A 26,991-nucleotide genomic window follows, 5' to 3' on the forward strand; every position below is an offset into this window, starting at 1 on the left:
CAAAACAGCTACAATGCATGCGGAACCACCGGCGGCATTACCATATCCGGAGGCGGTGCAGCCGGTTCCATTGCGGGGAGCGGGACTTCCGGAAGTTCGGTGGTCCGGTGTTACAGCGAGGAATTGCTTACTGGCGAAAGCACCGGCGTGGTAACGAAGCTGGACGCATCCACCAACAAAAAGATTTGGGAGCAGACAGACGGATTGAACACGACGGCGGACGGAGAGCGTGTGGGAACCGGTCGGGTATGGTATACCAGCCTGGCATCCGAAGCGACAAGAGGTCTGCCGACGTTTGACGCCCCACAGACGATTTCCATAACGCTGAATGCGGCGGACGCGGATACGGGGCGGAGCGAAACGCTGCCCACCTCCATAACTGGCGCGCTGCTTCGGGGAATTCATCAGGAGAACACTAATGAAGCGTCATTTGAATCGGAATCAGCAGCCACGGTGGCCGGCCAGTTTTCCAGGTATGGCTCCGTCAATGCCAATAAATACATAGGTTTCAAAGCGGGAAATGTGGACTTAGGGGCGCTGACTGCTTCTCTGCGCCAGCCAACTGGGAGCGCAGGCACGGTCAGCCAGCTGACTCTGTATACGGGAGCCGCCTATACCCTGGGGACAGCGCGTGTCGTCCTGCTGGATTTTGCAGGAACGTCCGGTGGCCGGTATGAAGTCCGTGTGACGATACCGGCGGTTACCAGCAAGACGCTGAGTGTGGAACTGACGAGAAATGTAACCGTCAATTTGACGCCTGACAGCACGAAACATAAGGATTACAGCAATGATGCTTCCATTATGAATCACGGGAATTATCCGGTGGAGGGCGGCATTATCAGTCTGACGCCTTTGAGTGGTGGCAGCTATGTGGAACTGACGCCAGTGTTTGAGGAGTCGAAGCTAAGCGGGGACAAGTGGATTACGGACAGCGCCGGAGGTGTCCGGGTAGGCATCGCGGAGCCGGCAGCCAACAAGGGGGGCATTATTCCGGCGGACGGTCTGTACTACAATCCGGCCAGTCCGGGTGCCTGGATGAACTGCAGGCTGAAAGGAAACGGGACATTGCGATACCGGTATTTCATGGAGTATACGGCCTATTTTAACTTCTGGGAAAATGACTATGGCTACGATGTCAATTATCAATTCCAGGTGGCTGAGAATGACTTTACCGCAAATTCCGGCGAAGCACAGCTGGTTCCGTAGGCAGGTGGACGAATATGCAGGAACATAATCAGAGGAACAAAAGCAGACAAAGATACCGTCTGCACCGGAACCGGATTCTGCTTGTCATGGGCTGTCTGCTTGTGACAGCAGCTGTGGCAGGAGGTATCGCCGTGTTTGGATTTCCGGCGCCGGTTCAGGCGTGGATGGATATTCAGCCGGACAGACATGCTGTCTCCGGGAGTCTCCATAACAGGGAGAGCCGGGAGATTGATAAAGATAACTTCTGGGTGGTGTTAAACCAGCTGCCCACCATACCGGAGGGAAGCCGGGAGTGTAACATCGAGTATGAAAATCCGGACAGCAATCATTACAGCGCCCGGGTCAGCCTGTATCTGACAGAAAGCGGTCAGCTTCTCGGCAGCACCCGCCGCGTGGACCCGGGAAATTATGTAGAGGTTATCCAGATGAACCAGACGCTGGAGGCGGGGGAATATCCGCTGACCGTCCGGATAGAGCTGTTCGAAGAAACAACCCCATCCGGAACTATGACGCTGGAAATGACACTGCGCATTACAAAGCCGTAATCGGCAACAAATGATAGGAGAATGTTATCATGAGCAGACATCAAAGACGGGGCAGATATACCAACATGCTGGTATTGTCGCTGGCGGTTATCTTCTGCCTGGTGGTGCTGGGAGTGGCCGGAGCGGTTGTCTATGCCAGCCGCTCCCAGCCGGAAATCCACATCCCCCAGATGGAACCGGATGGGAACGTCCAGATAGGAACCCTGAGCGACCCGGCGGGCAGACAGGCGGAACTGGACGACACGGTGCGGGAGGGCCTTCTGACATTTGCCATCAACGCCACGCCGTCCATGAAGGACGGGAAGTCGGCGGCCAATCTGATGATAGAGAATCCGCCGGAAAACACCAACCGCTTTACGGTGACCATCCGCCGGGATGATACCGGGGAGGAAATCTACAAGTCCGGCTATCTGGACCCGGAGCAGTATATAGAGGAGGTGCCTCTGGACCAGGAGCTTCCGGCAGGAGAGTACACCTGCACGGCCTGGTTTGACGCCTACCGCATCAGTGACAACGCCTACATCGGCCGGGCTGCCGCACAGATAAAACTGTATGTGCAGAACTGATGGCCGGACATAAATATCAGGAATATCAGGAAAAACAGAGAAGACACAAGAGGACAGGAAGGATGAGAACACTCATGAATGGACAGGAGATACGGAAGGAGCGCACCCGTGGAAGACCAAAAAAGGAAAGACAGAATGCCAATACCGGCCGGGTGCCGGTCGCCGTGATTCCAGGCATCATTCTGCTGACCGTGGCGCTGATGGCAGTTCTTTTTTATCTGAAAGAGCAGAGTAAACCGGCCCCCGCTCCGGGCCTCGTCTACGAGGCGAATATCGTGGAAGGGGATATCCCCGGCAAGACCAGGGAGGAGCGGCAGAGGGAGCTGGATTCCATTGTGCAAGAAGGCATGCTGTCCATGTCTATCAATGCCACGCCCTCTGGCAGAACCAACGGGGCGGACAGAACGATCAACTGGCTGATAGAAAACCCCTCCAACCAGGGGAAGCTGATCCGCGTGGAAATCAGCCGGGAGGATACCGGGGACATCATTTATGAGACAGGCGCTATCCCGCCCGGTAACTATGTGGAGTCCGCCCCGTTGAAAGTGGACCTGCCGCCGGGCCAGTACAGCTGTATTGCAAGATTCTACGCCTACAAGGAGGAGGATGAAACCTACCTTGGCCAGGCCGCCGCCCAGATAAAGCTGGTGCTGTATGAAGATGAGGAAGGAGAGGAGACAGGAAATGAAAAAACGAATTAACCGGACCATACTGTCCGCCGTTCTCCTTCTGTCCCTGGCCAGCCGGTGGAGCCCTGTCTACGGGGCCGTGGAGGTGGAATCGGAATCAAGCGTTGTATTTCCAAAGGCGGATGGAGCCCGCCAGGTGGACACGGAACTGCACGGCGCCATAGAGGTGGCGCTGATATCGGCGGCCCTGCCGTCGGATGTGGAATTCCGCATCAATCCGGAAGGGCGGTTCTCCCTGGACACGCCGGATGGGCAGATGGAAAACCCGTCGCCGGATAAATTCACGGTGACCAACCTCTCCAGGGTGCCGATCCGGCTGGAAATCGCCTCCGTCGATGAAATCCGGCCAGGGGATGTCACCTTCCATTCCCTCAAAGATGTCAAGGACGGCCCGCCTCAGAGCTTTCAGTTGGTGGATAAGCTGTCAGGCGTCAATGATTTTGGTACAGCCATCCTGGTGCTTGGAGAAGCCGGAAAAACTTACCACAGTGAAGCAGATTTTGAGCGGCATGCCATTTATCCGGGAAGAACAGGAATCCCGGTGGCGGACAGAATCGAGGCGGAGAGCGCGGCCAGACTCCAAATCTACGGAAAAGTCATGGCGGACTTCTATGGGGAATATCAGTTCACCGTCCGCCCTACCTTAAAAGTCAGTGCGGTACGGAATCAATAGTCCGTCTGAATATATCAATGAAAAAGGATACAGGAGGAAAGAAAACATGAGAAAGAGCAAGAAGAGGAAACAGATCACAGCCATCATGCTGGCGGCAGGAATGGCAGTGGCCGGAAGCGCCCCGGCCTTCGCATCAAGCGCCGGAACAGTAAAGGTGGAAGTCCCCGCCGGCACCGGTGCGGCAGAATCACTGGGAACACCAACCAAGACCACTATCAACGGAACCATCAATGTAACCACAGTTAACGTGACGGTACCACTGACCGCCGCCTTTGATATCGACCCAAACAAATACGACGGCAATGTGGGAACCCAGATCACCACCCAGTCATCCGACTACAAAATCGTCAACAATTCGGCATCTCCCATCTGGGTCTATGTATCGGCCGTAGAAGCCGAGGATGTCAGCCTGGTAGATAGTATATCAGCGCTGGACACTTCCAAGACCATGATGCTCGCCATCAAAGAGAAAAGCACGGTAACCACCAACGCAGCAACCACCAAAGATTTCTGGATGACGACGGCTGTCGATAATAACACCAAGAAATATGTCCTGGACCCGGACAGCGCCGCCAATAAAGGCCAGATAGCAGCCAAGAGCGGCTCCACCCCCGGTGAGATGGAATTGTATCTTTACGCACTGACCAAAACCGGCTGGTCCCACGAGGATAAGTTCACCATAAAACCAAGCTTCATGATCACCGTATCCGACCCGACGCTGTAACCTGACCAAACAACCATAGAAAATCAAGGAGGAAACCCATATGGCAACCAGAATCCCATGCACCCCATTTGGCAAAAAGATGAAAATTGCAATGGTCGAGCAGGACATCCCCCAGCAGGAGCTGGCCAGACGCCTAGGCATCGCCAACTCCACCGTCAGCGACATCATTTACGGCCGCAACCAGTGCGAGCGCACCAAGGAGCGGATTGCGGAAACGCTGGGCATTAAAGGATAAATAAGGATACCCTCACCGGGGATTTGGACAGAGAGAGTCCCGGGTGAGGGTATTTTTCTGTCCATCTGTACACATCCCCCAATTTGTGGTAAAATATATCCATTAATGTGTTAACATAGAAAGCATAGTGAGAGGAGACTTAGACATATGTATGTAGAGAATAAGGATGTGGCATTGACCGATTTGGGCGGCGGAGTCGTGAGAAAGGTGCTGGCGTACAGCGAGAACCTGATGAGCGTGGAGCTGCATTTTGATAAAGGGGCTGTGGGGGCCAAGCATTCCCATCCCCATGAGCAGATTGGTTATCTTATCTCCGGCTCTCTGTTATTCCAGGAGGCGGGAAAAGAGGATAAGGTGCTGGTGGCCGGCGATACCTACTATGTGGAGCCGGACGTGGAGCACGGCGTGGTGGCGCTTGAGGAGACCATGCTGCTGGACATTTTCACACCGATGAGAAAAGACTTTGTTTAATACTTTGTAAAAGGCGGATACTGTAATGAATTATGGAATGAGATGCCATGATATCTGCCCCAAAGCAGACATGGATACGGTATTTGATGCGGTGCGGGATTTGGGGATTCACCAGATTCAGCTGGCATTTGGCAAGTCCATCGCGGGACTTGATTTCAGTTACGGACATTATTCTCCGGGACTTGGGAGGATGGTGGCGGAGAAGCTGCGGGAGCGGGAGATTCACGTGGCGGTGCTGGGCTGCTATATCAACCCAACCAACCCGGATGAGGCGAAACGGCAGACGGAGGTGCAGAAGTTTATCGAGCATCTGAAATATGCCAAAGCCATCGGAGCCGACATGGTTGGCACGGAAACTGGGCGGTATGATGCCAACTTTCGGGTGGTGCCGGAAACCCGCACGGAGGAATGCTATCGTCTCTTATTAAAGAGCATGCGGGAAATCGTGGCGGCGGCGGAGAAGCTGGGCGTGATTGTGGGAGTGGAAGGCGTTCATGACCATACCCTGTACAATCCGCAAATCATGAGGCGTTTCCTGGAGGATGTGGATTCCCCCAACGTGGAAGTCATTCTGGACCCGGTGAACCTGATTGGCGAGGATGAGATAGAGTCCCAGGCCCAGGTGATTGACGAGGCGTTTCGTCTCTATGGGGACAGGATTACCATGGTTCACGTAAAGGATTTTACAAGGGACAGCGAGGGGCTTCATTTTGCCCATGTAGGCGATGGGCTGTTTGATTACGCACCGCTGTTGAAACATTTGAAAGAACAGAAACCTTACATTACCATGCTTCTGGAGAATTCCGCGGCAGAGCGGTACCACAGGGATGTGGAATATTTACGGAAGATATATGAGAATGTGTAACTCATAACAAGGAGAGAGACCCATGACATTAAAAGAAGAAGCGCTGCAAAAGCATTATGAGTGGAAGGGCAAGATCGAGGTGGTTTCCAGGACCCCAATCACTAACCGGGAACAGCTGTCCCTGGCTTACACGCCGGGGGTCGCGGAGCCGTGTCTGGCGATTGCGGAGGATCCCATGAAGGTCTATGATTTGACAAGGCGGCAGAATCTGGTGGCGGTCATCACCGACGGCACCGCGGTTCTCGGCCTGGGAGATATCGGCCCGGAGGCGGCCATGCCCGTGATGGAGGGAAAATGTGCCCTGTTTAAAGAGTTTGCGGATGTGGATGCATTTCCCATCTGTATTGATTCCAAGGACCCGAAGGTTATCATTGATACCGTGGCGTTGATATCTAAAAGTTTTGGCGGCATCAATCTGGAGGACATCTCAGCTCCCAGATGCTTTGAGATTGAGGAGGAGTTGAAGAAGCGATGTGATATTCCGGTTTTCCACGATGACCAGCACGGAACCGCCATTGTGGTGTCCGCAGCCCTGTTAAATGCCATCAAAGTAACCGGCAAGAAGATGGGCGAGTTGAATATCGTCATCAACGGCGCCGGCGCCGCCGGCATTTCCATTGCGAAAATGCTGCTGGCACTGGGATTTGGCGACGTGATTCTCTGCGATATCAAGGGCGCTGTCTACGAGGGCGCTGACTGGACCAACCCGGCCCAGGCGGAGATGGCGAAGGTGACCAACCGCACAAAACGGCAGGGGAATCTGGCCGATGTGATGAAGGGGGCCGATGTATTTATCGGCGTGTCCAGACCCAATCTGGTGACGCAGGATATGGTGCGTTCCATGGCGGATGGGGCTATTGTATTTCCGATGGCGAATCCGGTTCCGGAGATTATGCCGGAGGAGGCGCTGGCGGCAGGAGCGGCGGTGGTAGGCACCGGGCGTTCCGATTTCCCCAACCAGATTAACAATGTGTTGGCATTTCCGGGGATTTTTAAAGGGGCGCTGTCCGTGATGGCGACGGATATCACCGAGTCCATGAAGATGGCGGCGGCAAGAGCCATTGCCGGGGTGGTGAAGCCGGAGGAACTCTGCGCGGAGTATATTCTGCCGAAGGCCTTTGACCCGGAGGTGGTGAAAGCGGTGGCTGGGGCCGTGGCGGAGGACGCGAGGAAGGCTGGGCTGAACCGGCTGTAAGGAAATTGTGACACCGTATCATAGGGCCTTTCATGGCCATCATGATAGATATGAAAAAACTGATGAATGATCAGTGAAGAGAAAAAGGAGGCAGAAGATATGGATGATTATAATGTAACAAACCAATGGTACCAGGCACAGGAGATTCCCCGTGAATATGAACCGGTGGGGAAATATACGGCGAAGACGTTTGGATGGATGTTTCTGGGTCTTATGGTGACATTCCTGGTATCCATGGCGGGATATATGACCGGGGCCATTATCTATGTATTTATGATTCCCTATGCAATTTTTGTGTTGGCAATCGCGGAGGTGGCGGTGGTACTGTTCCTTTCCGCCAGAATCAACAAGATGTCGGTGGGAGCGGCCAGAGGTCTGTTCTTCCTGTACGCGGTGTTGAACGGCATTGTATTTTCAGCGTATTTCCTGATGTACAATGTGCTGGATATGGTGATTGTGTTTGCGGCTACCAGCGTGTTCTTTGGCGTGATGGCAGCGGTTGGGTATGTGACGAAGGCCGATTTGAGCAAGCTGCGCAATTTCCTGGTGGGCGGTCTGATTTTCCTGGTGGCGTTCTGGCTGTTTGGAATGTTTATCAATCTGGCCCAGTTTGAGATGATCGCATGTACGGTGGGTATCTTCATTTTCCTGCTGTTCACGGCTTATGACACTCAGAAAATCAAGGCATACCACGCGGCATATGGCTCCAACCCGGAGATGGCGAAGAAGGCGTCTATCTTCTCGGCGCTTCAGCTGTATCTGGATTTTATCAATCTGTTCCTGTATCTGCTTCGTGTGCTGGGCAGAAGGAAATAATCAGTTTTTCTGTGTAGAATTAAAAGATCCCGCAAGCCAGTAGATTTGGTTTGCGGGATTTTTTTGCTGTTTTATCGTTTATTTCATGGTATGAGGCAGGCGTCCCCGGAGGAATCGCTTCTTCAGCTCGCTCCAGCTGAAGGGGAGCAGGGGGTAAATATAGCTTTTGCCGGCGATGGTCTTGTTGAAGACGATGGCGCAGACCGAGAAAATGATGCCGAAGGCGTAGCCCCAGTAGTTGAAGATGGCTGTGGTTATGAGAATCAGCATGCGCATGAATTTTAGCGCATATCCAAGCTCAAAGCTGGCCTGGGAGTAGTTGGCTACGGTGACGAAGGCCATGTAGAGCATGGTCTCGCTGTTGAACCAGCCGGATTTCACCGAGTACTCGCCCAGCACGATTCCGGCAATCACACTCAGCGGCGTTGTCAGCATGCTGGGAGTGGTGATGGCCGCAAGCCGGAGGCCGTCGATGGCGAATTCCAGAATCAGCAGCTGGAAGATCAGCGGCACGTGGGCCGGGTCCGACAGCTGGATGAATTCCAGCCAGGACGGGATAATCTCCGGGTTCTGCATAAACAGCAGCCAGGTGGGAGTGAGAAGCAGTGTCAGAATGGAGATCACCATTCGGGACAGCCGCAGGTAGGTTCCAGTAATAGGAGGGAAATAGTAGTCATCCGCCTCCTCGATGATATCGAACACGGAGGAGGGAAGAATCATGGCCGCCGGGGAGTTGTCCACCAGGATGATAATGTTTCCCTCCAATATGGATGCGGCTGCCGTATCCGGGCGCTCGGAAAATTTGAATTTGGGAAACGGATTGAACCATTTGCCAGGATACAGGCATTCGGCCAGACTTTCCTGATTCATGGTCAGGGCGTCTACATGGAGGTTTTGGATGCGGTTTTTAATCTGGTCCAGCATTTTTTCATCCACCCGGCCCTTCATGTAGCAGATGGCGATGTCGGTGTGGGAGCTTTCCCCGGCGTTCATGATTTCCATGGTCAGCTTGGGGTCTCGGATGCGGCGGCGTATGAGGGCGGTGTTGAAGATGAGGGTCTCCACAAAGCCGTCACGGGAGCCGCGCAGTACCTTGTCCTTTTCCGGCTCGCTGACGCCTCTGGCCGGGTAAGTCCGGCAGTCCATGGTGAGACAGGTGTCGTAGCCGTCGATGAAGAAGCAGGAGATACCGGATAACAGCTGGACAATCATGTCATCCTCATTTTTTACCAGGCCCACTTCGCCGTAGGGCAGATATAATTTGGAGAATTCGTGGGCTGTCTTTGGCATGTCCTCCGGCTTGATGCCCTCCCAGATTTGGAGTACCTTGAGCAGCACGTCGTCCTTGGTAAAGCCGTCTATAAAGTAAATGCAGGTCTCCCGACCGCCGATTTTCACAACCCGGTAGACCACATCAAAGTTATTTTCAACATTCAATTTCTGGTGGAAATATTTCATATTATCCGCCAGTCTGCTGGAAAATTCCATATACATCCTCCTTTGGCACATCCGCAAAGCCAGGGGCGGTTTTGCAGATTGTTTGTTTTAGATAGGAAAAGTATGTGCAGATTGGGAAAAAATATGAATGAAATCAAAAAAGACCCGCCGGAATGGACTGGATTCCGGCGGGGGATGTGTTTTTAATGAAGATTATTTTTATTGCCGATTCCATATTCCCGGAATAACTGCTCCCGGAACTGCCTGTCATTGGCTGCTTTTAATAAATCGTCGGTTCTGGAACTCTTGAGAAGCTCCGCCGTGAGGGCCGCAAATTGATTCATGCCCTGCTCAACCCCTTGTTCAACCATTCCTCGAATTGCTTCACACATATTGATCGTACCTCCTTCTTCCCGATAGGTTTCTTTCATCTGTTCCAATTCACTGGAGCCGGTCATCGCTATGATGACATCATAGGCATCCTCGTCCAAAGCCCGGAAGATGTCCTCGTGTTCAAAGGTAAAGTTTTCCCATAAAATCCTTCCTTTCCGTAAGCGGAAGGTGCGGAAAGGAGCAGATTACGGCAGGGCGATAAAGGAGCTGTTTTTGTTTCCATTATACCTGTCGTATCATGAAAATGCAAGAGTTCCTTGTCCGTTCACCATCCCCGTTTTCTGTGAAATCACCAGCGAATCTGCCGGCATGTGAAAAATGCTTGATGTGATGCTCATGATACGTCTGGCAGATGAACTGCCACGTAGATATATGTATCATATCACAGACCATTTGTTTGCGCAATAAGAATATTTTAAGGTGGAAATGATTCCAGTCATTCTTTTTGTAATTCCAATCTAAATAATCCGTCAATTGCCCGCTCGGCTTGTGCAAATTCACAGAATAGACGTTGACATATGTGGTAGGAAGTGGTATATTTACCATGTGAGAAGCACAAAGGGGTGCCTTGCAAGTTTTTGGCATGGGATTCTGCCAAGATATTACATGTATAATGTGACGGTTGTGTATCGTGGCAAAGGAGTTGACTTCTGTGGGGGAATGACGACTCCAAATAAGGGCCTGTGGACGAATGTCCACAGGCCCTTAACGTTGTGCAAAAGGTCGATAAAATACCCTTATAAAAGGGAGGAGCCGGCTGACCCTTTCGAGCCGCCGGCGATTATGAAAAAAATTTATCTAAATGTAAAGTTGTTAGCCTCTTCATTTGATACTCTTAGTATACAGGCCATTTGTTAAGAAAATATATCCTTCATGTAAAAGATATGTGAATAGATTGTGAATGATAGTAGCCATATCAGCCCTGGAAATGATAGCTGTCTAACAGCTGGTTTTTCATATTCCAAAGTGGCTGTGACAAATCCACATGGGTCCGGTGAGGATATTCCAGACGCAGGGATTCCTCCCAGAGGGTGGCCAGCTCGCTCTTGCAGTAAGCCTGAAGCTCCATCACCTTCGGTGACTCGTAGATGCAGACGCCGTCCTTGAACACCGGTATCATCAGCTCCCGGAGGGTATAGCTGTCAGGAGCCAGATGGGTCTTCTTCCAGGTCTCCACCGGGTCAAACAGCAGCAGCGGGTCCTTGGAATTGTAGGTTTCATCCACCAGACAGATTAAATCGGCGATAATTTTGCCGGTTTCTTTATTATAAATCCGCTGAATCGTCTTGTTGCCCGGGTTGGTGATTTTCTCAGCATTTTCCGACAGCTTAATCTTGGGGATAAATTCTCCGGTCTTCTTGTCCTTCACCGCGGCCAGCTTGTACACGCCGCCAAAGGACGGGCAGTCCTTGGAGGTAATTAAGTTGGTGCCGACGCCCCAGGAATTGATGGTGGCGCCCTGAAGCTTCAGGCTGCTGATTAAGTTCTCGTCCAAATCGTTGGAGGCGGAGATGACCGCATCCGGGAATCCGGCCGCATCCAGCATTTTTTTCGCCTTCTTGGACAGGTAGGCCAAATCGCCGCTGTCCAGACGGATGCCGTAGAAGGTCAGCGGAATGCCGGCCTCCCGCATTTCGTTAAAGACCTTGATGGCATTGGGCACGCCGGATTTTAACGTGTCGTAGGTGTCCACCAGAAGGATGCAGGCGGAGGGGTAAAGCTTGGCATAGGTGCGGAAGGCGGTCAGCTCGTCCGGGAAGCTCATAATCCAGCTGTGGGCGTGGGTGCCCTTGATGGGAACGTCAAACATCTGGCCGGCCAGCACGTTGGAGGTGCCGATACACCCAGCGATCATGGCGGCTCTGGCCCCGTAAATGCCGGCGTCCGGTCCCTGGGCCCGGCGAAGGCCGAACTCCATCACCCCGTCCCCCTGGGCGGCGTAAATCACCCTGGCGGTCTTTGTGGCAATCAGACTCTGGTGGTTGATGATATTTAAAATGGCCGTCTCCACCAGCTGGGCCTCCATGATGGGAGCGATAACCTTCACCAGCGGCTCCCGTGGGAAGACAACCGTGCCCTCCGGAATGGCATAGATATCCCCTGTAAATTTAAAATGATGGAGATAATCCAGAAAATCCTCCCCAAACAGCCCGGTGGTCCGCAGATAATCCACGTCCTCCTTATCAAAATGCAGGTTCTTCACATACTCAATCACCTGCTCCAGCCCGGCGCAGATGGAATATCCGTTGTTGTTGGGATTGCTGCGGTAAAAGGCGTCGAAGATCACCGTCTCGTTGGCATCCTTCTCTTTAAAGTACCCCTGCATCATGGTCAATTCATACAAATCTGTCAGCAGCGTTAAATTTCTCTGAGCCATTTTCAATTCTCCTTTTCGTGGGAGTGCTCTCGCCTGATAAGAAGCGGGGGTACTCATTTTTTCAAATTTAACTGAAAGTATAGCATAGATTTTACAAAATACAAATAGTTTGATAAAATTTTAACGAAAAATAATGGAAAATACTCGCCAGGAATCCGCAAAATAGGGAATAAGTCTTGACTTTTCTACCAAGAATTACTATACTCAAATAGTTAAATGAATAAAGGACTGCGATGGAGACAGTAGGTCTGTACGGAAAACAGAAGCGAGCCGGGGACGGTGGAAGCCCGGTGTGAGTAGGACAGAATCGAATATCACTCTGGAGTCTTGGCGCCGAACGATATCATATTCGTCAAGTAAGCGCTGACGGTTTTCCCCCGTTACAGGGAACTCATATGATAGTATGCAGTGACAGGTGGTAACGAAGCAGCTTTCGTCCTTTTTTGCAGGATGGGAGCTTTTTTACATTATAAAGAAACTTTGCAGAAAATACGCCAAAGCATACTGGATAAGAAACTAAAAAATGGAGGTTACTTGCGATGTACAACAAAGTCTCTACGGATTTAAAATTTGTAGAAAGAGAAAAAGAAGTAGAAAAGTTCTGGGAAGACCGAGACATTTTCGGCAAAAGCATCGAAGACCGGGAAGGACATCCGACATACATGTTTTACGACGGACCGCCTACCGCCAACGGCAAGCCTCACATCGGCCACGTGCTGACCCGTGTTATTAAGGATATGATTCCTAGATACCGGACCATGAAGGGCTACAAGGTGCCGAGAAAGGCCGGCTGGGACACCCACGGACTTCCGGTGGAACTGGAAGTGGAGAAGATGCTGGGACTGGACGGCAAGGAGCAGATTGAGGAGTACGGTCTGGAGCCATTTATCGCGCACTGCAAGGAGAGTGTGTGGAAGTATAAGGGCATGTGGGAGGATTTCTCCTCCACCGTCGGATTCTGGGCGGATATGGAGCACCCTTATGTGACTTATGAAAATGACTATATCGAGTCCGAGTGGTGGGCATTGAAGGAAATCTGGAACAAGGGCCTGCTGTACAAGGGCTTCAAGATTGTTCCCTACTGTCCGAGATGCGGCACGCCGCTGTCCAGCCACGAGGTGGCCCAGGGCTACAAGGATGTGAAGGAGAAATCCGCCATCGCCCGCTTCAAGGTAAAGGGCGAGGACGCCTATATTCTGGCATGGACCACCACGCCGTGGACCCTGCCGTCCAACGTGGCGCTGTGCGTGAACCCGGATGAGACCTATGTCAAGGTTCAAAACGGCGACTATACCTATTATATGGCGGAAGCCCTTTTGGAGAAGGTTCTGGAGGGAGAATATACGGTTCTGGAGACATATCAGGGCAAAGAACTGGAATATAAAGAATATGAGCCGTTATTTGACTTCGCGCTGGATATCTGCGAGAAGCAGCACAAGAAAGCTTTTTATGTGGTATGTGATAATTACGTAACCCTGACAGACGGTACCGGCGTGGTACACATTGCCCCGGCCTTCGGTGAGGACGACTCCAAGGTGGGACGAAAATACGACCTGCCCTTTGTCCAGCTGGTGGACGCCAAGGGCGAGATGACAAAGGAGACCCCATGGGAGGGCACCTTCTGCAAGAAGGCGGACCCGCTGGTGTTGAAGGACTTAAACGTGAGAGGACTTCTGTTCTCCGCGCCGGCCTTCGAGCACAGCTATCCCCACTGCTGGAGATGTGACACCCCGTTAATCTACTACGCCCGCGAGTCCTGGTTCATCAAGATGACCGCCGTGAAGGAAGATTTAATCCGCAACAATAACACCATCAACTGGATTCCGGAGAGCATCGGCAAGGGACGGTTCGGCGACTGGCTGGAGAATGTTCAGGACTGGGGCATCAGCCGGAACCGTTACTGGGGAACTCCGTTAAATGTGTGGGAGTGCGAGTGCGGTCACCAGCATTCCATCGGAAGCATCGAGGAGCTGAAATCCATGTCCGACAACTGCCCGGACAACATTGAGCTTCACCGCCCATTCATCGACGAGGTGACCATCACCTGCCCGAAATGCGGCAAACAGATGAAGCGGGTGCCGGAGGTTATCGACTGCTGGTTCGACTCAGGCGCCATGCCATTTGCGCAGCATCACTATCCATTTGAGAATCAGGAATTGTTCAAGCAGCAGTTCCCGGCGGACTTCATCTCCGAGGCGGTGGACCAGACAAGAGGGTGGTTCTACTCCCTGCTTGCCATCTCCACACTGATTTTCAACGAGGCGCCTTATAAAAATGTCATCGTGCTGGGCCATGTCCAGGATGAGAACGGACAGAAGATGTCCAAATCCAAGGGAAATGCCGTCGACCCGTTTGACGCGCTGGCCGAGTACGGCGCGGACGCCATCCGCTGGTATTTCTATGTCAACAGCGCTCCGTGGCTGCCCAACCGTTTCCACGGCAAGGCGGTGCAGGAGGGCCAGAGAAAGTTCATGGGCACCCTGTGGAACACCTACGCCTTCTTCGTGCTGTATGCCAACATTGACAATTTCGACGCGACGAAGCATGAACTGGATTATGAGAAACTGACTGTCATGGACAAATGGCTGCTGTCCAAGATGAACACCCTGATTCAAGACGTGGATGCCCATCTGGAGAATTACCGGATTCCGGAGGCGGCGAGAGCGCTTCAGGATTTCGTGGATGATATGAGCAACTGGTACGTGCGCAGAAGCCGTGAGCGTTTCTGGGCACAGGGAATGGAGCAGGATAAAATCAATGCCTACATGACCTTATACACGGCCCTTGTGACGGTGTCCAAGGTGGCGGCTCCGATGATTCCGTTTATGACGGAGGAGATTTACCGGAACCTGGTGTGCAGCATCGACAAGGATGCCCCGGAGAGCGTGCATCTGTGCGACTTCCCGGTAGCGGATGAGTCCCATATCGACAAACAGCTGGAGAAGGACATGGATGAGGTCTTAAAGATTGTGGTGATGGGACGCGCGGCTAGAAATACGGCCAACATCAAGAACCGCCAGCCGATCGGCCAGATGTTTGTGAAGGCCGCCGACACCCTGTCCGAGTTCTACGTGGAAATCATTGAGGAAGAGCTGAATGTGAAGAAGGTGACATTTACCGATGATATACGAAACTTCACATCCTACAGCTTCAAGCCCCAGTTAAAGACGGTGGGACCGAAGTACGGCAAGCAGCTTGGCAATATCCGCACGGCCCTCGCAGAGATAGACGGCAATGCGGCCATGGATACCCTGAAAGAAAAAGGAGCGCTGACCTTTGATTTTGGAGGGGAGGAAGTGGTACTGACAGAAGAGGATTTACTGATTGACACGGCACAGATGGAGGGCTATGTATCCGAGGGCGACAACGCGGTCACCGTGGTTCTGGATACCAACCTGACACCGGAGTTAATCGAAGAAGGATTTGTGAGAGAGTTAGTCAGCAAGATACAGACAATGAGAAAAGAAGCAGATTTCGAAGTCACCAACCATATCAACATTTACCAGGATACCAACGACAGAATCGCTGAGATTATCAAGGCACACGCCGATGAAATCAAGGCGGAGGTTCTGGCGGACAATATCTTCATCGGGCAGATGGGCGGATATGCAAAAGAGTGGAACATCAATGGCGAGACAGTTATGTTGGGCGTGGAAAAGACTGTGAACCAATAGGAAGGTGTAGGAGGAATCGGAAAATGAAAATGGGTTTTGACAAAGAGGAGTTTAAAAAATCGGTAGAATATAATGTGAAGAATCTGTTCCGCAAGACTATCGATGACGCGAAGCCAAACGAGGCATTTCAGGCGGTGGCTTATGCGATCAAGGATGTGATTATCGATGAGTGGATTGCCACCCAGAAGCAGTATGCAAAAGAAGATGCCAAGACCCTGTACTATATGTCCATGGAATTTCTCATGGGGCGTGCCCTGGGCAACAATATTATCAACATCATGGCCTGGGATGAGGTGAAAGAAGTCCTGGAGGAAATGGGCTTTGACTTGAATGTGCTGGAAGACCAGGAGCCGGATGCGGCTCTTGGAAACGGCGGATTAGGACGACTGGCCGCCTGCTTCCTGGATTCCCTGGCGACCCTTGGATACCCGGCTTACGGCTGCGGCATCCGTTACCGCTACGGTATGTTCAAACAGAAGATTGAGGACGGCTATCAGATTGAGGTGCCGGACGAATGGCTGAAGGACGGCAATCCCTTCGAGGTGCGCCGCTCCGAGTACGCCACCGAAGTCAAATTCGGCGGCTACGTGAAGACGGTCTGGGAGGACGGCAGAGAGAAGTTCGTGCAGGAAGGATATCAGTCCGTCATGGCGGTGCCTTACGATTTGCCGATTGTGGGCTACGGCAACAACGTGGTCAACACCCTGCGTATCTGGGATGCCCAGCCAATCAACACCTTCAACCTGGAATCCTTTGACAAGGGCGATTACCAGAAGGCGGTGGAGCAGGAGAATCTGGCTAAGAATATCTGCGAGGTTCTCTATCCCAACGACAACCACTATGCAGGCAAGGAGTTGCGCCTGAAACAGCAGTATTTCTTTATCTCCGCCAGCGTGCAGAGAGCCGTGAAGAAGTACAAGGAAACTCACCCCGATGTGAGAAAGTTCTACGAGAAAAATGTGTTCCAGTTAAATGATACCCATCCCACCGTTGCAGTGGCAGAGCTGATGCGTGTGCTGCTTGACGAGGAGGGACTTCCCTGGGATGTGGCCTGGGATGTGACCACAAAGACCTGTGCCTACACCAACCACACCATCATGTCCGAGGCGCTGGAGAAATGGCCAATTGACTTGTTCTCCCGCCTGCTTCCGAGAATCTATCAGATTGTGGAGGAGATCAACCGGAGATTTATGGAGCAGATTCAGCAGATGTATCCTGGCGACGACCACAAGATGGCGCGGATGGCGATTCTCTATGACGGACAGGTGCGGATGGCCCATCTGGCGATTGTGGGAAGCTTTTCCGTCAACGGCGTGGCAAGACTCCACACGGAGATACTGAAGACCCAGGAACTGAAGCATTTTTACCAGATGATGCCGCAGAAGTTTAACAACAAGACCAACGGCATCACCCAGAGACGGTTCCTGCTCCACGGCAATCCACTGCTGGCGGCGTGGGTGACGGAGAAGCTGGGAAGCAAAGCCTGGGTGACCGATTTGAAGCAGATCAAGGGCATTGAGGCGCTGGCGGAGGACGAGACGGCCCAGAAGGAATTTATGGAGATTAAGTTCCAGAACAAGATTCGTCTGGCCAAATACATCAAGGAGCACAATGGCATTGATGTGGACCCAAGGTCCATTTTCGATGTGCAGGTGAAACGTCTGCACGAGTATAAGCGCCAGCTGATGAACATTCTTCATGTGATGTTTTTATACAACCAGCTGCGGGATAATCCCAATATGGATATGGTTCCGAGAACCTTCATCTTCGGCGCCAAGGCGGCGGCGGGATACCGCAGGGCAAAGCTGACCATCAAGCTGATTAACGCGGTGGCAGACGTGGTGAACAACGACGCGTCCATCCAGGGCAAGCTGAAGGTGGTATTTATTGAGGACTACCGTGTGTCCAACGCGGAGATTATCTTTGCGGCGGCTGATGTCAGCGAGCAGATATCCACGGCCAGCAAGGAGGCTTCCGGCACCGGCAACATGAAGTTTATGTTAAATGGCGCCCTGACTCTGGGTACCATGGACGGAGCCAATGTGGAGATTGTGGAGGAAGTGGGCGCGGAGCACGCGTTTATCTTCGGTATGTCCTCCGATGAGGTTATCAATTACGAGAAAAATGGCGGCTATGACCCGATGACCATCTTCAACAATGACGCCGATATCCGCCGGGTGCTGATGCAGCTGATAAACGGGTATTATTCCCCGCAGAATCCGGAGCTGTTCAGGGAAATCTATGATTCCCTGTTGAACCGCAACAGCAGTGACAGAGCCGATACGTATTTTATCCTGAAGGATTTCCGTTCCTATGCGGATGCACAGAAGCAGGTGGATGCGGCTTACCGGAACCAGAACTGGTGGGCGAAGGCGGCCATTCTGAACGTGGCGAATTCCGGCAAGTTCTCCTCCGACAGAACCATCCAGGAGTATGTGGATGATATCTGGCATTTGGATAAGGTGGAAGTGAAACTGTAATATTGGAATTGTAATCGTTGGAATTATAATTACTGTAATTGCAATCAAGAGTATATTAAAAATCCTCTTTTCATACACTGTTATAGCAGTAAGAAGTGCAAGGGGTTGAATATGGCTTGAGTGTGTAAGCTTGCTTACTAAGCTCAAGCCATATTCATCCCCGTATAGGGCGCACGCCCGACATGAATCATTTGGCGGCCAGTACATCTGGCTTTGGAAAAAATGTTTATCCGCCAAATGATGAATGGCACTTCTGGCCCATCGACAAGTTGAGAAAGGGGATTTTTTTATGAGGCGGATATGGACAGGATGCCTGCTGGCGCTTCTGATTCCCTATGTGGTGACCCTGGTGTGGTCGGGGAGCATACGGGGGGAGCAGCAGAAGCAGATGGCGGTTGTCAGCGGGAAACGGATTGCGTTAGACGGGGAGCGCACCGGCTATGTGGACGCGGAGGAGTACCTGATTGGCATGGTGGGCCGGCAGATGCCGCCGGATTACGGGGCGGAGGCGCTGAAAGCCCAGGCGGTGGTGGCCAGGACCTATATCTATAAGAAGATGGGAGATTCCGACGAGATTAAGGAGTCGGAGCTTGGAATCACCTACATAGAGGAGTCAGGGCTGGAAAAGCTGTGGGGCAGCGAGAAATTTGTGGAGTACTATGAAGCCATCGGCGACGCGGTGAAGGCTACGGCAGGCGTGGTGATGACCTATGAGGATGAGGAGATAGACGCCCTCTATCACCGGGCCAGCGCCGGAATGACCAGGGCCGGGGATGAACACCATCCATACTTAGAACCGGTAGAGAGCCGCCGGGACGTGGAGGCGGAGAATTACCTGTCGGTGATGAACTGGCCGGCGGAAACATTTGTCAGTAAATTGAAGGAACTGGGGGAGGATACGGAGCTTGCCGTCTCCCAGGTGCCGGAGTCCATCCAGATGATAGAAAAGGACGGGGCCGGCTATGTGGGGAAGATTCAGATAGGAAACCATATCTACACCGGCGAGGAGGTCTCAAAGGCTCTGGGCCTGGCGTCCAGCTGCTTTACGCTGGAGGGCTATGAGGGGCAGATACGGGCCGTCTGCAAGGGAATCGGCCACGGCTACGGCCTCAGCCAGTATGGGGCAAAGATGATGGGGGAAGAAGGATATTCTTGGGAGGACATTCTGAATTATTATTATAAAAATATAAATTTAATTTCATCATGAATCGTGTATAAGACCGTCACCTTTGGTAAGAATATTATCGAGGTGATAAACGGTGAAAGAGAAATTAAATCAGATGTTCAAGGATAAACTATTTCTTGTCATGCTAGTGTTAGGCCTGCTGACTATTGTGGCTGCAGCAGGAGTGATTACCATTCAAAGAGGAAATTCCAAATCGGAACAAAATCCATACATGCAGATGCAGGAGCCGGGACAGTCAATCGCCGGTGAGACGGCTGCGGAGACAGAGTACCAGATAGCCGGCAATTCAAATGCGGACAAAGTAGAAGCAGTTACGGAAGAGACCACGGCTCCCCAGGCTTATGCGGAGGGTGACGTGGACGGCCAGGCGGCCATTGTTGGCGCCGGCAAGGATGCGGCTGTGCCGCTGGTGCTGAATTTCAGCGATACCAGCAGAATGACATGGCCGGTGTACGGCAATATCGTGCTGGATTATAGCATGGACAGCACCATTTTCTTTAATACCTTACAGCAGTACCAGACCAACCCAGGACTTGTAATTCAGGGTGAGGTCAGCAGCCCGGTCTATGCGCCGGCCAACGCGAAGGTAGTCAATGTTGGGGCAAACGAGGAAATTGGTAATTATGTGGTACTTGATCTGGGGAACGATTATATCGCTACCTGCGGTCAGCTAAAGGAAATCCAGGTGATGGAAAATGAATACCTGGAGGAGGGCCAGCTGATGGGTTATGTGGCTGAGCCGACAAAGTACTATTCCGTGGAAGGCAGCAACATTTTCCTGGAATTACAGCATGGAGACAAGACTGTCGACCCGCTGGACTATCTTCAGTAAGAGGGTGTGACATAAACAAAGGCCGCTGGGAGCAAATCGCAGTGGTCTTTGTTCTGTGCATATTTCATAAAAAACTAATAATTTGTTCATACGATTTTCAGAGGTTTCCGTTATACTGGTAGAGAATAAACGATAACAGGAGTGAACTATGAATATCTTATTTTTTCTGACACCCAAAAGCGACGTTGCTTTTATCTATGACAATGAATCTCTCAGACAGGCGCTGGAGAAGATGGAATATCACAAATTTTCTGCCATTCCCATGATTAACCGGCAGGGGAAATACATAGGTACCATTACAGAGGGGGACATGCTCTGGGGGATAAAGAATCAGTATAACTTAAGTCTGAGGGAAGCGGAGAATATCCCGGTGACCAGCATTCCCAGACGGCTTGACAACCGGCCGGTGTCGGCGGACGCGGCCATGGAGGATTTGATTGACAAGGCGCTGAACCAGAATTTTGTTCCGGTGGTGGATGACCAGAAGAATTTTATCGGGATTATCACCAGGAAGGATATTATCAAATATTTCTATAACAAGCTGGAGACGCAGGGCTGATTTTTGTGCGAAACTAATAAAGGAGTGTGAAGCATGAATTTTCAGCATATGGAGGCGTACTGCGGGGCGGGGGAGGCAGGCCTTGCCTGCTACGGCCTGGAGAAGGACTGTGTCCTGCGTCTGATGCACTGCTCGGAGAATGCCACATTTCTGGTGGCGGAGAAGAGCGGCGGCAGAGCGCGGGGCGTGATGCGGGTGAGCCGGCCAGGTTACCACACGCTGGCGGAGACGGAGGCGGAGGTGCGCTGGCTGGAGCAGATTGTGGCGGAAGGCACGGCGGTGATTCCAAGGCCCATCCGCTGTCTGGATGGACAGGCGGTGGCCCGTGTGCAGGCGGAAGGGCAGGAATACCACCTGGTATTAAGTGAATATCTGGAAGGAGAAGCTCCGGACCCGGAACACGGGGGCCGGGGCTTTCCGTGGTTTAGAAAGATTGGGGAGACAGCCGCCAGACTGCACCGGCAGACCATGGAGTGGAAGGAGAGCCGGGACCTGTGCCGTCCGGTCTGGGACTGGGAGGCGGTTCTGGGCGTGGACGGGCTGTTTGGCAACTGGAGGCTGTGCCGGGAGATAACCGGGGAGGAGAGGGCGGTTCTTGAGGAGACCTGTGAGGAAATCAAAAGACATCTTATGTGGTATGGCAGGACGGAGCAAAACTTCGGTCTCATCCACTCAGACTTGCGGGCGGCCAACCTGCTTGTTGAAGGGGAAATGCTGAAGGTGCTGGATTTTGACGACTGTGGTTTTGGCTGGCATCTCTTTGATCTGGCAGCGTCCTTCAGTTTTATTGAGGACAGGCCGGAGATCGCCCGGTGGACGGAGGAATGGCTGGAAGGGTATACCGGAGTGCTGGAGCTTGGGCGGCGGGACTATGAGATGATTCCCACATTTTTGATGGCGAGACGGATTCAGCTGCTGGCCTGGATTACCAGCCACGACGATTCGGAGCCGGTGCGGGTGTATGAAAAAGGATTTGCGGAGAATACCCTTCGAATGGCGGGGGAGTATCTGGGAAAGAATAGAGGATAGAGCGGGTGGAGAAAGAGCGTATGGATATCAATCTGGAGTATTACCGGGTGTTTTATCATGTGAGCAGACTGGGGAGCATTACCGGGGCGGCGGAGGAGCTTTGCATCTCACAGCCGGCAGTGAGCCAGGCGGTGAGACAGCTTGAGAAGGCGCTGAACTGCCAGCTGTTTATCAGGACCTCGAAGGGGGTGCATTTGACGGAGGAAGGGGCTCTTCTGTATTCCTATGTGGAGAGAGGGCTTTTGAGCATTCAGGACGGGGAAGGAATGCTTCGCAGGATGCAGGATTTGGAGACGGGGGAGATACGGATTGGGGCCAGCGATATGACGCTGCAGTTCTATCTGCTGTCCTATCTGGAGGCATTTCACGAGCGCCATCCGGGGGTGAAGGTGATGGTGTCCAACGCGCCGACGCCGGAGACCATGGAGTCGCTGTATGAGGGGAAGATTGATTTTGGGGTGGTGAGTACGCCGTTAAAGCCCCGGCCGGAGGTGAAAATGACGCCGGTGAGGAAGATACGGAACGTGTTTGTGGCGGGAGAGCGGTTCGCCTATTTGAAGGGGAAGACGCTGGAATATGAGAGTCTGCTGACGCTGCCCTGTATTCTGCTGGAGCCGAGAACCAGCACCAGGACGTTTCTGGATGAATTTCTGGCGGAAAACCAGGTGAAGCTGGCGCCGGAGTTTGAGCTGGCCACCAGCGATATGATTGTGCAGTTTGCGCTTCGGAATCTTGGCATCGGCGGTGTGGTGTGGGATTTTGCCAGGGAGAAACTGGAATCCGGGGAGCTGTTTGAGTTGAAGTTTTTGAGGGAAATGCCGGAGCGGGAGTTCTGCATTGTGACGGACAAGCGCAATCCCATGTCGCCGGCGGGGCGGCGGCTGTTGGGGATGATGATAGAGCATGAGGAATGTTAAATGATGATATAATCTGTACTTATGATGAACATAATAAATATTGATTTTATTTATGAGAAATTTTCGTGTATTCTTAGCATGCAGAAGTTTTTTGAATGTGGATTCGGAGAATGAAAAGGTGTTCATAATAAGGAGGACTATCATATGGTAAGAGCAATCGTAGGCGCCAACTGGGGCGATGAGGGCAAGGGCAAGATTACGGACATGCTGGCGGAGCAGGCGGACATCATCGTCCGGTTCCAGGGCGGGAGCAATGCCGGGCACACCATTATCAACAATTATGGCAAGTTTGCGCTTCATCTGCTGCCGTCGGGGGTATTTTACAATCATACCACCAGTGTCATTGGCAACGGTGTGGCGCTGAATATCCCGTATCTGTTCAACGAGATCAAATCGCTGACGGACAAGGGAGTTCCGGCGCCGAAGATTCTGGTTTCCGACAGGGCGCAGATTCTGATGCCTTACCATGTGCTGTTCGATACTTACGAGGAGGCCCGCCTGGCCGGGAAATCCTTCGGTTCCACCAAGTCGGGGATTGCGCCGTTTTATTCTGATAAATATGCCAAGATCGGGTTCCAGGTCAGCGAGTTGTTTGACGAGGAGACCCTGAGAGAAAAGGTGGAGCGGGTGTGCGAGCTGAAGAATGTGATGCTGGAGCATCTGTACCATCAGCCGGCTATCAATCCGGAGGAATTGTATGCGACGCTGCTGGAGTACCGGGATATGGTGGCGCCTTATGTGTGTGATGTGTCGGCTTACCTCTATGAGGCGATAAAGGAAGGGAAGAATATCCTGTTGGAAGGACAGCTGGGCTCCTTAAAGGACCCGGACCATGGGATTTATCCGATGGTGACGTCATCTTCCACGCTGGCGGCCTACGGGGCGATTGGCGCGGGGATTCCGCCCTATGAGATTCAGAATATTACCACCGTGGTGAAGGCGTATTCCAGCGCCGTAGGCGCGGGGGCCTTTGTCAGTGAGATATTTGGCGAGGAGGCGGACGAGCTTCGCCGCCGGGGCGGTGACAGAGGAGAGTACGGCGCGACCACCGGACGTCCGAGACGGATGGGATGGTTTGACGCGGTGGCGTCCCGCTACGGCTGCCGGATTCAGGGAGCTACGGAGGTGGCGCTGACGGTGCTGGACGTTCTGGGGTACTTAGAGGAACTGCCGGTCTGCATCGGGTACGAGATAGACGGAGAGGTCACCAGAGATTTCCCGACTACGGTGAAGTTAGAGAAGGCCAAACCGGTCTACACCACGCTTCCAGGGTGGAAATGTGAGATTCGCGGGATCAAAACCTATGAGGAACTTCCGAAGGAATGCCGGGATTATATCGAGTTCATCGAGAAAGAACTGGGCGTCCCGATTACCATGGTTTCCAATGGACCGGGGAGAGATGAAATTATTTACCGGAAGAGAGAACGGTAGGACGAAAAACTGCATTTAGGGGTTGTAGTCCAGATACGGATATGCTAAAATATGATGCAAGGGACAATCATGTCACTGCAAGGGTTGATTGCGCATGCTTAGGCAGGTGCAATAGGTATGGCATTCTATGAAAATGGAATGCCATACCTGCCTTCCATCACGTCGTACATAGATGGGAGGTGGTGATGCGTATGAATTTTGACTTTAAGGATTTGATGGCATTTGGTATGTTCATAATCGCATTGCTTGCCTTTATTAATAATAATAATCGCGAGTAGATTTTTCTAAAATCCCAGTAATGGGTACAGAAAAACCGCCCTTGTATACTTTGGCGAGTCTATAAGGCGGCATTTCTGTTGCTTTGTATAAGGCCAACCTCTTGTATGAGGTGGTTGTTCCTTTTTATGTCTTTATTATAATCAATTTAATTTAATTATTCAAGTATTTTCTTAAATTCTTTCACTTATTCCTATGTTCAATCTCTTCCTCCGAATCCTTATGCTCTTTCAGATTCTCAATCAATTTCAAATAAACATAGGCAATCACCGGCAGGACGATGGTGCAGAAGAGGGCGGCCATGAGGCAGCTTCTGGCGAAGGGGCTGTCGATGATGGCGAAGATTATGGTGGCCAGGTAGAGGAGGGCGATGAGGACCAGGACTACGATGGCGATGATTCGTTTTTTATTCATGGCAGGTTTCTCCTTATTCTTGGTAGTGGATGCTGTGTGGCGATGAGAGTGCGGCGGCTACTCCGCCAGACTCTCCCAAAGCTCGTAAAGTTCAGTCAGTCTCTCCGCAATCCTTTCTTTTTCCTGATGAAGCTCCATCAGCCGGGCCACGTCGGAGCAGATGTCCGGCTGGAGCAGCAGTTCATCGATGGCAGCGTCACGCTCCTCCAGCGCCCCAATCTCGTCCTCCACCTTTTTCAAATCATTCTGGCGTTTGCGGAGCCGGGCCTGTTCTTCCTTCTGGGCCTTCCAGTCCTGTTTTACCTCGGACACCCCGGAATCCTGTGAGACGGCGTCATCCCCGGACGGCGCCACATACAGCTGGTTCATCAAATCCTTCTTTTCCAGGTAATAATCATAATTTCCAATATAATTGATAAATGTCTCCCCCGTCAGTTCCAGAATCCTGGTGGCCGTCTTGTTGATAAAATAACGGTCGTGGGACACATAGAGGACGGTTCCGGTGTACTGGTTTAACGCCTGCTCCAAGATTTCCTTGGAGGTGATATCCAGATGGTTGGTCGGCTCATCGAGAATCAGGAAATTGGCGTTAGACAGCATCAGCTTGGCTAAGGACACCCGGCCCCGCTCGCCGCCGCTCAAATCTCCGATCCGCTTAAACACATCGTCGCCGGTAAACAAAAAGGCGGCCAGCACATTTCGAATCTTCGTATTGTTCATATCAGGATAGGTATCCTGAAGCTCGTCAAATAAAGTCTTCTCCATATGGAGTACCTGGTGCTCCTGGTCATAGTATCCGATATGTACCTTGGAACCCAGCACAATCTCCCCGGAATCCGCCGGCAGCATATCGTTGATAATCTTTAGCAGCGTGGTCTTGCCGGTCCCGTTGTTGCCGATGACCGCCACCCGCTCCCCCCGCTTGATATCCATATCCACATGGGAAAACAGATGGTTGGAGCCAAAGGATTTGCCAAGGTTCCGGACCGTCAGCACGTCATTTCCACTGGTGATGTTGGGCTCTAAGCGGATGTGCATCTCGTCGTTGACCTCCACCGGCTTGTCCAGCACCTCAATCTTGGAGAGCATCTTTTCCCGGCTCTCCGCCCGCTTGATGGATTTCTCCCGGTTGAAGGATTTTAACTTGGCGATGACCTCCTCCTGATGGCGGATTTCCTGCTGCTGGTTTAAATAGGCCTTCAGCTGGGCGTCCCGCAGCATGGCCTTCTTTTCGCTGTATGCCGAGTAGTTGCCCAGGAACACGGTCCCGTGCCCATTGTCCAGCTCGATAATCTTCCCGGCCACCCGGTCCAGGAAATACCGGTCGTGGGCCACGATAATCACGGCGCCCTTATAATTGAGCAGGTAGGTCTCCAGCCAGGCGATGGACTCCATGTCCAGATGGTTGGTCGGCTCGTCAAGCAGAATGATGTCCGGCTTGGACAGCAGCAGCTTTCCGAGGGAGACACGGGTCTTCTGGCCTCCCGACAGGGTGTGAATCTGTTTCGTGAAATCCTCCTCCGCAAACCCAAGCCCCTTTAATACGCCGGTCACCTCACTTTGGCAGGCATATCCGCCGGCCAGCTCAAACTCATGGCTGAGTCTGGTGTAGGTGGAGAGCATTTCCTCCAATTCCTTCCCCTCAGCGTGTTTCATCTCCACTTCCAGAGTCCGGATGCGCTCCTCCATCAGAAGCACGTCCCGCTTCACCTCCAAAAGCTCTTCAAATATGGTCTTGTGGCTGGTCAAATCCTGGTGCTGGGCCAGATAGCCCATGGTTTTCCCCTTGGAAAGCACCACCGAGCCCTCGTCGGCCGCCAGCTCCCCCACAATCACCTTCAACAGCGTGGACTTTCCGGCCCCGTTGATTCCCACAATGGCGGCCTTCTCCTGGTCCTCAATATGAAAGGATATATCCTCTATAATAACGTCAGTGCCAAACGCCTTACTGACATGGCTGCATGTTAAAATCATAGTTCCTCCCTGAAAACGCTCCATTTT

24 protein-coding genes and 1 pseudogene are annotated in these 26,991 nt (G+C 52.3%); 20 read left to right on the forward strand and 5 right to left on the reverse strand.

Annotated elements, in window-relative coordinates:
- The 11 genes and pseudogenes from HMPREF9473_RS27625 to HMPREF9473_RS08260 all read left to right on the forward strand — a co-directional run.
- Window positions 1-1,206: pseudogene (locus HMPREF9473_RS27625) on the forward strand (hypothetical protein); the annotation flags it as partial.
- A 14-nt stretch (window positions 1,207-1,220) separates the two neighbouring features.
- The gene (locus HMPREF9473_RS08215; protein ID WP_006779617.1) at window positions 1,221-1,751 is read left to right on the forward strand and encodes a hypothetical protein; all 531 of its coding nucleotides are present in this window, start codon (window positions 1,221-1,223) and stop codon (window positions 1,749-1,751) included.
- Between the two features lie 29 nt (window positions 1,752-1,780).
- Entirely contained in the window at window positions 1,781-2,317 is a 537-nt protein-coding gene (locus HMPREF9473_RS26100; protein ID WP_006779618.1) for a hypothetical protein, read from the forward strand.
- Window positions 2,318-2,379: 62 nt separating this feature from the next.
- Window positions 2,380-3,018: a hypothetical protein gene (locus HMPREF9473_RS08225; protein ID WP_006779619.1), complete on the forward strand. Its 639-nt coding sequence runs from the start codon at window positions 2,380-2,382 to the stop codon at window positions 3,016-3,018.
- Entirely contained in the window at window positions 3,002-3,679 is a 678-nt protein-coding gene (locus HMPREF9473_RS08230) for a hypothetical protein (RefSeq protein WP_006779620.1), read from the forward strand. The genes HMPREF9473_RS08225 and HMPREF9473_RS08230 overlap by 17 nt, the downstream gene beginning before the upstream one ends.
- Before the next feature lie 46 nt (window positions 3,680-3,725).
- Window positions 3,726-4,403, forward strand: coding sequence for a hypothetical protein (locus HMPREF9473_RS08235; RefSeq protein WP_006779621.1), 678 nt, complete (start codon window positions 3,726-3,728; stop codon window positions 4,401-4,403).
- Between the two features lie 40 nt (window positions 4,404-4,443).
- Window positions 4,444-4,638, forward strand: a complete 195-nt coding sequence (locus HMPREF9473_RS08240; protein ID WP_006779534.1) for a helix-turn-helix domain-containing protein — start codon at window positions 4,444-4,446, stop codon at window positions 4,636-4,638.
- A gap of 147 nt (window positions 4,639-4,785) precedes the next feature.
- Entirely contained in the window at window positions 4,786-5,109 is a 324-nt protein-coding gene (locus HMPREF9473_RS08245) for a cupin domain-containing protein (RefSeq protein WP_006779622.1), read from the forward strand.
- Window positions 5,110-5,134: 25 nt separating this feature from the next.
- Window positions 5,135-5,974, forward strand: coding sequence for a sugar phosphate isomerase/epimerase family protein (locus HMPREF9473_RS08250; RefSeq protein WP_006779623.1), 840 nt, complete (start codon window positions 5,135-5,137; stop codon window positions 5,972-5,974).
- A 22-nt stretch (window positions 5,975-5,996) separates the two neighbouring features.
- Window positions 5,997-7,169, forward strand: a complete 1,173-nt coding sequence (locus HMPREF9473_RS08255) for an NAD(P)-dependent malic enzyme (RefSeq protein ID WP_006779624.1) — start codon at window positions 5,997-5,999, stop codon at window positions 7,167-7,169.
- A gap of 99 nt (window positions 7,170-7,268) precedes the next feature.
- Window positions 7,269-7,985 (forward strand): Bax inhibitor-1/YccA family protein, encoded by a 717-nt coding sequence (locus HMPREF9473_RS08260; RefSeq protein WP_006779625.1) that lies wholly within the window; start codon window positions 7,269-7,271, stop codon window positions 7,983-7,985.
- Between the two features lie 78 nt (window positions 7,986-8,063).
- Here HMPREF9473_RS08260 and HMPREF9473_RS08265 read toward each other — a convergent pair whose 3' ends face one another.
- The 3 genes from HMPREF9473_RS08265 to HMPREF9473_RS08275 form a co-directional block, all read right to left on the reverse strand.
- Window positions 8,064-9,473, reverse strand: a complete 1,410-nt coding sequence (locus HMPREF9473_RS08265) for a spore germination protein (protein ID WP_006779626.1) — start codon at window positions 9,471-9,473, stop codon at window positions 8,064-8,066.
- Window positions 9,474-9,625: 152 nt separating this feature from the next.
- Window positions 9,626-9,913, reverse strand: a complete 288-nt coding sequence (locus HMPREF9473_RS28490; RefSeq protein WP_006779627.1) for a hypothetical protein — start codon at window positions 9,911-9,913, stop codon at window positions 9,626-9,628.
- An 818-nt stretch (window positions 9,914-10,731) separates the two neighbouring features.
- Entirely contained in the window at window positions 10,732-12,192 is a 1,461-nt protein-coding gene (locus tag HMPREF9473_RS08275) for a nicotinate phosphoribosyltransferase (RefSeq protein ID WP_006779628.1), read from the reverse strand.
- Between the two features lie 539 nt (window positions 12,193-12,731).
- Between HMPREF9473_RS08275 and ileS the strand changes: the two genes are divergently transcribed.
- The 9 genes from ileS (at window position 12,732) to HMPREF9473_RS28120 (ending at window position 24,578) form a co-directional block, all read left to right on the forward strand.
- Window positions 12,732-15,866, forward strand: a complete 3,135-nt coding sequence (gene ileS / locus HMPREF9473_RS08280) for an isoleucine--tRNA ligase (protein ID WP_006779629.1) — start codon at window positions 12,732-12,734, stop codon at window positions 15,864-15,866.
- Window positions 15,867-15,889: 23 nt separating this feature from the next.
- Window positions 15,890-18,346: a glycogen/starch/alpha-glucan phosphorylase gene (locus HMPREF9473_RS08285; protein WP_006779630.1), complete on the forward strand. Its 2,457-nt coding sequence runs from the start codon at window positions 15,890-15,892 to the stop codon at window positions 18,344-18,346.
- A 289-nt stretch (window positions 18,347-18,635) separates the two neighbouring features.
- Complete coding sequence (locus HMPREF9473_RS08290) at window positions 18,636-19,553, forward strand: SpoIID/LytB domain-containing protein (RefSeq protein WP_006779631.1); 918 nt, start codon at window positions 18,636-18,638, stop codon at window positions 19,551-19,553.
- Window positions 19,554-19,605: 52 nt separating this feature from the next.
- A complete protein-coding gene (locus tag HMPREF9473_RS08295) occupies window positions 19,606-20,364 on the forward strand; it encodes a peptidoglycan DD-metalloendopeptidase family protein (protein WP_006779632.1) in 759 nt (252 codons plus the stop codon).
- A gap of 148 nt (window positions 20,365-20,512) precedes the next feature.
- Window positions 20,513-20,923: a CBS domain-containing protein gene (locus HMPREF9473_RS08300; RefSeq protein WP_006779633.1), complete on the forward strand. Its 411-nt coding sequence runs from the start codon at window positions 20,513-20,515 to the stop codon at window positions 20,921-20,923.
- Between the two features lie 33 nt (window positions 20,924-20,956).
- The gene (locus HMPREF9473_RS08305) at window positions 20,957-21,952 is read left to right on the forward strand and encodes a phosphotransferase enzyme family protein (protein WP_006779634.1); all 996 of its coding nucleotides are present in this window, start codon (window positions 20,957-20,959) and stop codon (window positions 21,950-21,952) included.
- A gap of 20 nt (window positions 21,953-21,972) precedes the next feature.
- Window positions 21,973-22,869 carry a LysR family transcriptional regulator gene (locus HMPREF9473_RS08310; protein ID WP_006779635.1) on the forward strand — a complete coding sequence of 299 codons (897 nt, stop codon included), beginning with the start codon at window positions 21,973-21,975 and terminating at the stop codon, window positions 22,867-22,869.
- Between the two features lie 144 nt (window positions 22,870-23,013).
- Entirely contained in the window at window positions 23,014-24,300 is a 1,287-nt protein-coding gene (locus HMPREF9473_RS08315) for an adenylosuccinate synthase (RefSeq protein ID WP_006779636.1), read from the forward strand.
- A 215-nt stretch (window positions 24,301-24,515) separates the two neighbouring features.
- Window positions 24,516-24,578 (forward strand): putative holin-like toxin, encoded by a 63-nt coding sequence (locus tag HMPREF9473_RS28120; RefSeq protein WP_278245534.1) that lies wholly within the window; start codon window positions 24,516-24,518, stop codon window positions 24,576-24,578.
- A gap of 181 nt (window positions 24,579-24,759) precedes the next feature.
- Here the strand turns inward: HMPREF9473_RS28120 and HMPREF9473_RS08320 are convergent, their stop codons facing one another.
- Both HMPREF9473_RS08320 and abc-f read right to left on the reverse strand, forming a co-directional pair.
- Window positions 24,760-24,990 (reverse strand): hypothetical protein, encoded by a 231-nt coding sequence (locus tag HMPREF9473_RS08320; RefSeq protein WP_006779637.1) that lies wholly within the window; start codon window positions 24,988-24,990, stop codon window positions 24,760-24,762.
- Window positions 24,991-25,047: 57 nt separating this feature from the next.
- Window positions 25,048-26,964 (reverse strand): ribosomal protection-like ABC-F family protein, encoded by a 1,917-nt coding sequence (gene abc-f, locus HMPREF9473_RS08325; protein ID WP_006779638.1) that lies wholly within the window; start codon window positions 26,962-26,964, stop codon window positions 25,048-25,050.
- Window positions 26,965-26,991 lie beyond the last annotated feature (27 nt).

It is taken from the genome of Hungatella hathewayi WAL-18680, assembly GCF_000235505.1.
Lineage (GTDB): Bacteria > Bacillota > Clostridia > Lachnospirales > Lachnospiraceae > Hungatella_A > Hungatella_A hathewayi_A.

Coding starts and splice junctions, on each gene's coding strand:
- HMPREF9473_RS08215 (WP_006779617.1), top strand. CDS start 1,221: ATGCAGGAACATAATCAGAGGAACAAAAGCAGACAAAGATACCGTCTG.
- HMPREF9473_RS26100 (WP_006779618.1), top strand. CDS start 1,781: ATGAGCAGACATCAAAGACGGGGCAGATATACCAACATGCTGGTATTG.
- HMPREF9473_RS08225 (WP_006779619.1), top strand. CDS start 2,380: ATGAGAACACTCATGAATGGACAGGAGATACGGAAGGAGCGCACCCGT.
- HMPREF9473_RS08230 (WP_006779620.1), top strand. CDS start 3,002: ATGAAAAAACGAATTAACCGGACCATACTGTCCGCCGTTCTCCTTCTG.
- HMPREF9473_RS08235 (WP_006779621.1), top strand. CDS start 3,726: ATGAGAAAGAGCAAGAAGAGGAAACAGATCACAGCCATCATGCTGGCG.
- HMPREF9473_RS08240 (WP_006779534.1), top strand. CDS start 4,444: ATGGCAACCAGAATCCCATGCACCCCATTTGGCAAAAAGATGAAAATT.
- HMPREF9473_RS08245 (WP_006779622.1), top strand. CDS start 4,786: ATGTATGTAGAGAATAAGGATGTGGCATTGACCGATTTGGGCGGCGGA.
- HMPREF9473_RS08250 (WP_006779623.1), top strand. CDS start 5,135: ATGAATTATGGAATGAGATGCCATGATATCTGCCCCAAAGCAGACATG.
- HMPREF9473_RS08255 (WP_006779624.1), top strand. CDS start 5,997: ATGACATTAAAAGAAGAAGCGCTGCAAAAGCATTATGAGTGGAAGGGC.
- HMPREF9473_RS08260 (WP_006779625.1), top strand. CDS start 7,269: ATGGATGATTATAATGTAACAAACCAATGGTACCAGGCACAGGAGATT.
- HMPREF9473_RS08265 (WP_006779626.1), bottom strand. CDS start 9,473: ATGGAATTTTCCAGCAGACTGGCGGATAATATGAAATATTTCCACCAG.
- HMPREF9473_RS08275 (WP_006779628.1), bottom strand. CDS start 12,192: ATGGCTCAGAGAAATTTAACGCTGCTGACAGATTTGTATGAATTGACC.
- ileS (WP_006779629.1), top strand. CDS start 12,732: ATGTACAACAAAGTCTCTACGGATTTAAAATTTGTAGAAAGAGAAAAA.
- HMPREF9473_RS08285 (WP_006779630.1), top strand. CDS start 15,890: ATGAAAATGGGTTTTGACAAAGAGGAGTTTAAAAAATCGGTAGAATAT.
- HMPREF9473_RS08290 (WP_006779631.1), top strand. CDS start 18,636: ATGAGGCGGATATGGACAGGATGCCTGCTGGCGCTTCTGATTCCCTAT.
- HMPREF9473_RS08300 (WP_006779633.1), top strand. CDS start 20,513: ATGAATATCTTATTTTTTCTGACACCCAAAAGCGACGTTGCTTTTATC.
- HMPREF9473_RS08305 (WP_006779634.1), top strand. CDS start 20,957: ATGAATTTTCAGCATATGGAGGCGTACTGCGGGGCGGGGGAGGCAGGC.
- HMPREF9473_RS08310 (WP_006779635.1), top strand. CDS start 21,973: ATGGATATCAATCTGGAGTATTACCGGGTGTTTTATCATGTGAGCAGA.
- HMPREF9473_RS08315 (WP_006779636.1), top strand. CDS start 23,014: ATGGTAAGAGCAATCGTAGGCGCCAACTGGGGCGATGAGGGCAAGGGC.
- HMPREF9473_RS08320 (WP_006779637.1), bottom strand. CDS start 24,990: ATGAATAAAAAACGAATCATCGCCATCGTAGTCCTGGTCCTCATCGCC.
- abc-f (WP_006779638.1), bottom strand. CDS start 26,964: ATGATTTTAACATGCAGCCATGTCAGTAAGGCGTTTGGCACTGACGTT.